Origin of the sequence: Dialister sp. UBA1703 (assembly GCA_002320515.1) — a bacterium.
Classification (GTDB): Bacteria; Bacillota; Negativicutes; order Veillonellales; family Dialisteraceae; genus Dialister.
This window is the reverse complement of the sequence record DCJJ01000059.1, coordinates 21,082-27,468: the sequence shown is the minus strand read 5'-3', so window position 1 is coordinate 27,468 and position 6,387 is coordinate 21,082. Positions and strand designations below refer to the sequence as shown.

General features: G+C 55.1%; 6 protein-coding genes. 3 read left to right on the top strand and 3 right to left on the bottom strand.

Features of this window, described 5'->3' with window-relative positions; translation table 11 throughout:
- The first annotated feature begins 136 nt into the window (after positions 1-136).
- Positions 137-1,402 carry a uracil permease gene (gene uraA / locus B2Y11_RS02790; RefSeq protein ID WP_291055930.1) on the top strand — a complete coding sequence of 422 codons (1,266 nt, stop codon included), beginning with the start codon at positions 137-139 and terminating at the stop codon, positions 1,400-1,402.
- A gap of 476 nt (positions 1,403-1,878) precedes the next feature.
- Here the strand turns inward: uraA and B2Y11_RS02785 are convergent, their stop codons facing one another.
- Both B2Y11_RS02785 and B2Y11_RS02780 read right to left on the bottom strand, forming a co-directional pair.
- Complete coding sequence (locus B2Y11_RS02785; protein ID WP_291055927.1) at positions 1,879-2,223, bottom strand: TM2 domain-containing protein; 345 nt, start codon at positions 2,221-2,223, stop codon at positions 1,879-1,881.
- A 21-nt stretch (positions 2,224-2,244) separates the two neighbouring features.
- Complete coding sequence (locus B2Y11_RS02780; RefSeq protein ID WP_291055924.1) at positions 2,245-2,430, bottom strand: hypothetical protein; 186 nt, start codon at positions 2,428-2,430, stop codon at positions 2,245-2,247.
- Positions 2,431-2,566: 136 nt separating this feature from the next.
- Here B2Y11_RS02780 and B2Y11_RS02775 point away from each other — a divergent pair, with 136 nt between their 5' ends.
- Together B2Y11_RS02775 and B2Y11_RS02770 are read left to right on the top strand one after the other, a co-directional pair.
- Positions 2,567-4,015, top strand: coding sequence for a WG repeat-containing protein (locus B2Y11_RS02775; protein WP_291055921.1), 1,449 nt, complete (start codon positions 2,567-2,569; stop codon positions 4,013-4,015).
- 95 nt (positions 4,016-4,110) lie between these two features.
- Positions 4,111-4,815 carry a Bax inhibitor-1/YccA family protein gene (locus B2Y11_RS02770; RefSeq protein ID WP_291055918.1) on the top strand — a complete coding sequence of 235 codons (705 nt, stop codon included), beginning with the start codon at positions 4,111-4,113 and terminating at the stop codon, positions 4,813-4,815.
- 123 nt (positions 4,816-4,938) lie between these two features.
- On the opposite strand, the gene B2Y11_RS02765 is transcribed toward B2Y11_RS02770, so the two are convergent.
- Complete coding sequence (locus tag B2Y11_RS02765) at positions 4,939-6,387, bottom strand: TrkH family potassium uptake protein (RefSeq protein ID WP_291055915.1); 1,449 nt, start codon at positions 6,385-6,387, stop codon at positions 4,939-4,941.

Genomic DNA, 6,387 nt, shown 5'->3' with positions numbered 1-6,387 from the left:
TTATGCACTGCTTCGTCATGAGGCCCCTTAAATAGCTGGCTATTCGCGTCGCCTTATTCCTTGCATTGCATAAAAGTTCAAGAATAAAAGCAAACAATGAATGAATCAGCGCTTCCCAGGAGAGGAAAGTGAAGAAATGAGTAAACGCATTATTGAGGTGGAGGAACGGCTTCCCATTCTCCCCACCATCCCCCTGAGCCTGCAGCATCTCTTTGCCATGTTCGGCTCTACGGTGCTGGTTCCCTTTCTTTTGAATGTGGACCCTGCCACCTGCCTTTTCATGAACGGCATAGGCACCCTGCTGTACCTGGCCATCTGCAAATGGAAGCTCCCTGCCTACCTGGGCTCTTCCTTTGCTTTTATTTCCCCGGTGCTGGCGGTGACGTCCACGGCGGGTATGTCCTATGCCGACGCCCAGGGAGGATTCATTGCCTTCGGTCTCTGCTTTATTTTCCTGGCCTTTCTGGTGAAGAAGGCAGGGGTGCACTGGATCGATGTGCTCTTCCCGCCGGCTGCCATGGGGGCCATTGTGGCCATCATCGGGCTGGAGCTGGCGCCCCTGGCCATGACCATGTCCGGCTTTATCGGCGAACCCCAGGGTATGTCGTCTGCCACGGCCATCACCATTTCCATGTTTACTCTGGTGGTGACCATCCTGGCTACGGTGCTGGGACGAGGTTTCATTTCCATCATCCCCATCCTCATCGGCGTCATTGCCGGCTACGTCCTTTCCGTCTTCATGGGGGTAGTGGATTTCCACCATGTGGAAGAAATGCCCTGGGTGGCTTTCCCCACCTTCTATTCTCCCCATTTCAATCTGTCCGCCATTATGATGATTCTGCCGGCGGTATTCGTGGTTTTTGCGGAACACCTGGGCCATCTCTTTGTGACCAGTGATATTGTAGGAAGAAATCTGATCAAAGATCCCGGCCTGCACCGCTCCCTCTTTGCCGACGGCCTGTCCAATATCATTTCCGGCTTCGTAGGCTCCACGCCGAACACCACCTACGGTGAAAACATGGGCGTCATGGCCATGACCGGCGTATACAGCACCTGGGTCATTGCCGGCGCCGCCGTATTTGCCATTATCTTCTCCTTCATCGGCAAGATTGCCGCCCTCATCCACGCCATCCCCACCCCCGTCATGGGCGGCGTATGCATCCTCCTCTTCGGCTTCATCGCTGCCTCCGGCATCCGCATGCTTATCGAAAAGCAGGTGGACTACACGAAATCCAGAAACCTGATTTTAACGGCAGTCACCATGATTTCCGGCCTCTCCGGCGCCACCATCGTAGTAGGCCCGGTGCAGCTGAAAGGCATGGGCCTGGCTACCGTAGTGGCTATGATCATCTCCATCTGCTTCCTGATTTTTGACAAGACCCATATGTCGAATAATGAGTGAGGATAGTGGGCTAGTGGACTAGTAGGCTGGTGTACTAGTGGGCTGGCGGCTGACGGCGGTTCACTTGTCCGCTGTCTGTCGGGCGCTGGGCGCTGTTTCCTTCCCACCGGCATGGTCATTCTGAGCGAAGCGAAGAATCTCGGCACGCGGCGCATATGAGACAACAGTCATTAAATACCGGTCGGCGGGGAGGCTGCCGTTTGGCAGTCAGTTCAGCGTAGAGTATCATTCCATCTTGAAGCCTCGTACACCCTATGGCCCCTCAAGGGACAAAGATGTTACGCGCTTTACCTTTTCCCACTCACTAGATCACTAGCTCACCAGATCACTAGATCACTAGCTCACCAGATCACTAGATCACTAGATCACTAGATCACTCACATATGGTATAATACCCATAGACATCGTGATTGACCGGAAAAAGCCGCCGGAAAATGCTGCTGCATTTCCCTGGCGGCTTTTTTCGTGTTTTTGTTTTATGCATAGGTATCCGACGCTGGCGGGGCGGGGTAGAGCTGCACCGCTTCTTTGATGCATTCCATCAGGATTTCCTTATTTTTCCGCTTCACCATGCCGGACATGCGGAAAAGGTCCACAATCCACCAGATTTCTCCGATGACGCAGAAGCAGAGGAGCCACAGGAGTATGTTCTTGAAGGGATGGCCCAGGTAGAAGTAGTACACGCCGAAGAGGATCCACAGGATGTAGGCGGTGGATTTTTTCTTTTCCCTGGCGGTGTAGAGGGTGAGGGCGTAGTCTTTCTGTTTGTCAGAGAGCCGGTTCAAAAGGGCAATGTCTTCGCTGTCGAGGGTGGCGTCCATATGTTTTTCCTCCTTAAACTTTTAAAAAAGGCGCTGTTTCAGTTTCATGGCCTTCCACTTGGAAAGGGCCTGGCGGGCGTCTTCGGGGGCCGTTTCGGTGAGGCGGATGTTTCCGTCCATTCTTTCCTTCATGGTCACCGATGGTTGGATGTAGGGCTCAAAGGTTTTATAAAGATTCATTTTAGTGATTTCTTCTGAAATATCCATGGCAGCCTCCTTTAGGAATATTTCCTTTTTCTTTATTGTATCACAGGAGGAGGCAGGCAGTGTTTACAGGAAAAGGAAATTTTAGTATAATAGAAATACAATATCGAAAATCATCGTTTAATAGAAAGGACGCTCTATGAACTACAGAACCGGAAAGATTCTGCTTATCACATCCCTCCTGCTCCTGCCGGCTGCATTTTCTCCTATACAGGGAGAGGAACCGGCTTTTTCCTATACCCACATCCACCGGGAAGGCTCTTCCACTGCCGTATCGGAGAGCCGGACAGAGACGAGGGAGAAATCGTCAAAAACCACCACCCATTCCGACGTATCCGTCGATTTTCCTTCGGCGCCTTCTGCCGGCGGCATGGTGTACCCTTATCTCACCAAGAATAAGCTCCCCAGCGCTTCCGTCTTGAGGGACAGCGGCAGTGCCTATGAGTACGGCGTACTGGCTGCTGTCAAAGGGGAGAAGGGCTGGGGCCTTCTGGGCCGAAAGGGAGAGGAAGTGGTGCCTCCTGTCTACAGCTCCATCAGCTATGAGGGAGACGGCCTTTTCCGGGTGAAGGGAAAGAAGAGCTTTTCCTATATCACCGCTGACGGAAAGCCGGCGGCGCCTCCCAGGGAAGAGGGGCCTTCTTTCTACCGGGACAAGGTAAAGTACGGCATTCTGGACGAAGATGGAAAAAGGGTAACGGCGCCCCTGTACCGGCAGGTGCTGGCTCCTTTCAGCGAGGGCATTGCCTTCGTGGAGCTTTCTGACGGAAGGAAGGGCGCCATTGACGAGGCGGGAAAGCTCCTCTTCACCGCCGACTTTGACAGCGCAGGGCCCTATGAAAACGGTCTGGCAGAGTACCGCCGGAAGGTGAACCGTTTCAACTGGGGCGTACTGGCGGGAGCTGTGCTGGGCGGCCTTGGCGGAAACGGCGGAAGCGATGAAATGCTGCCCCTTTCCTATGACGGCGTGAAGCGGGGCTACCTGGACCGCCAAGGCCATGTCATCATTGACAGCCGCTCCGATGAGGTGTACCCCATGACAGAGTGGGGCGCCTTTGTGAAGGACAAGGGCCTTCTCCGCTTTGTGAACCGGGAAGGGCAGGATGTCATCCCGCCCGGCTCCTACGACCTGTCCGGCGGCCTGCTCTATGAGAGGGAAGGGCTTGTGACCCTTCGGGACAAAGGGACAGGAAAGATGGGCGCCTTCCGTCTGGCGGACGGCATGAGGGTGAAGGATTTCATCTATGACCGTCTCTATTTCCTGGGAGAAAACCGTCTCCTCTATGAAATCGACGGACGGACAGTGCTGGCCACGGCAGATACAGGCAAAGAAATCCGGGAACTTCCCCGCAGCGCCATGATGGAGCCCTTTGGTGGCAGCGGCATGACCTGGATGGAGAACGGGAAGAAAACGGAAGCTCTGGACAGGGATGGCCGCGTCCTCTTTGTCCTTCCCTCAGGAGACAAGGCAGGCGGCCCCTTCCGCCACGGCCTTTCGCCGGTGCGCCGCAAAAAGGGCTGGGGACTCATGGACCAGCAGGGACAGTGGGTCGTCCCCCCTGTTTATAAAGATTTAAAAATGATGTAGCCCGCATAAGGCTATGAAACTTTCGGGATTGTGCTACAATAGAAATACAGCAGAAAGCTGTAATCCTATAATCATAATAGAAAGGAGTATGTCCAATGTATGATGAATTCACTGCGGAACGGGAAAAAAGTATTTCCATCAATATGCCCGGTCTGATGAAAGATGTGTATGCCTGGATGGCCATTGCCCTGGTGGTGACGGGGTTTAGCGCCTGGTTCGTATCGGATAACGCCCTGCTTCGGGGGCTTTTCATGGGGAGCCGCACCGGCACCCTGGTGCTGGTGCTTGCCACCTTTGCCCTGGTATGGCGCCTGTCGTCTGCCATGGGGAAAATGTCCCTGAAAACGGCGGCGGTCATGTTCCTGGTGTATTCCGTGCTGAACGGCATTACCCTGTCGGCGGTATTCCTCACCTATACCCTGTCCTCCATTGGCGGCGTATTCTTCATGACCGCCGGCACCTTCGGTATCATGTCAGTGTACGGCTATGTAACCAAGGCGGACCTTTCCAAAATGGGAAATATGTGCCTCATGGGCCTTTTCGGCATCATCCTGGCTACGGTGGTAGGTTTCTTCTTCGACAGCACCCTGCTGCAGATGCTCATTTCCTACGCCGGCATCCTGGTTTTCACAGGCCTCACCATTTATGACACCCAGTCCATTAAACGGCTGGCCCTTACCTACCATTCCCGGGCCACCGACGAGGGACAGAAGGTGGCCATCATGGGCGCCCTCACCCTGTACCTGGATTTCATTAACATTTTCATTTACCTCCTCCGCCTCTTCGGAGACCGGAAATAAAATCAAAAAAGCGTGGAGCTTCGGCTTCACGCTTTTTTTGATGGGTTCATTGAAAAGGTTATGGGGCTGCGCGCCTGACGTCTGACTTCTAACTTCTATCGTCTACCATCTGACATCTGATTCTCACCATCCGCTCCGTTTCCAGAAGGAGGGGATGAAGATGGAGAGGAGGGTTACCGATTCCAGTCTGCCGAAGAGCATGGACAGGCACACGATAATTTTGGAGAAATCCGGCAGGGCTGCGTAGGTACAGGTGGCGCCGAACTGGCCGAAGGCGGGGCCGGCGTTGCTCATGGTGGAGAGGGACACGCCCAGGGCATCCATGAAAGCGAGGCCGTCAAACATCATGCCCGCTGCCCAGAGAGCGGACAGGGCCATGTAAATGAAGAAGAAGGCCAGCACCTGGAGCACCGTATTCCGGGAGAACCGCTCGTCTCCGACGGTCATGTGGAAAATGGCCCGGGGATGCATATGGAGCTTCAGGATGGCGGAGAAGCATTTGAAGAGGAGGATGAGGCGGATTACCTTCAGGCCGCCGGCGGTGGAGCCGCCGCAGCCGCCTACGATAATGAGAAGGAGGATGATGAATTTCGCAAAGGAGGGCCACTGGTCAAAGTCCGCCGCCACAAATCCGGTGGTGGAGGAAAGAGAGGCGGAATGGAAAATGGCTTCCCTGAGGGATTCCAGAAGCGGCATATGGCCCTGCAGCACCAGGGAGGTGGTAAGAAGCAGGACCGCCCCTGCCACCAGAGCCAGGTACACCCTAAATTCCGTATCCTTCCAGATGACGTGGAGTCCCCGTTTCCAGGCATCCACATAAATGCCGAAGTTAGCGCTGGAAATCACCATGAAGAAGGTGATAATCATTTCCAGGGAGGCGCTGTGGTAATAGGCAATGCTTTCATTTCTGGTGGAAAAGCCGCCGGTGGCAATGGTGGAGAAAGCATGGTCCAGGGCCTCTAGAAATCCCATGCCCCAGAGCATGTAGGCAGCGGCAGCGGCGGCGGTGAAGCAGAAGTACACCGCAAAGAGGGCCATGGCCGTTTCCTTGATGCGGGGAAGGGGCTTGGAGGAAGTGGGCCCCGTGCTTTCGGCGTTCACCATTTTCGTGGTGCCCCGCCCTGCCTGGGGGAAGAGGGCCACGAAAATGACGATAATGCCCAGGCCGCCCAGCCAGTGGGTCATGGCCCGGAAGAAAAGAATGGACGGCGGCAGAATGGTGAGGTCATCCATCACCGTAGCGCCGGTGCCGGTGAGGCCGGAAATGCTCTCCACCAGCCCGTCCAGCGGCGACAGGGCGCCGGACAGGGCATAGGGAATGGCATAAATGAGGGACACCGACAGCCAGGTCAGGGCGGTGATGGCAGTGCCCTCCCGGGGCGTGAGGCTGTCATTGGGAGAAACCCCCTTCTTCCGGAAAATCAGGTACAGAAGGAAGGACAGGGCGGCAGGGAGGAGGAAGGACAGCACCGGCCCCCCGTAGTAGAGGGACAGGAGCATGGGAAGGAGCAGCACCACGCCGGCACCCAGGATAATGCGGGACAGCATGGCCAGAATGATATTACGATTCAT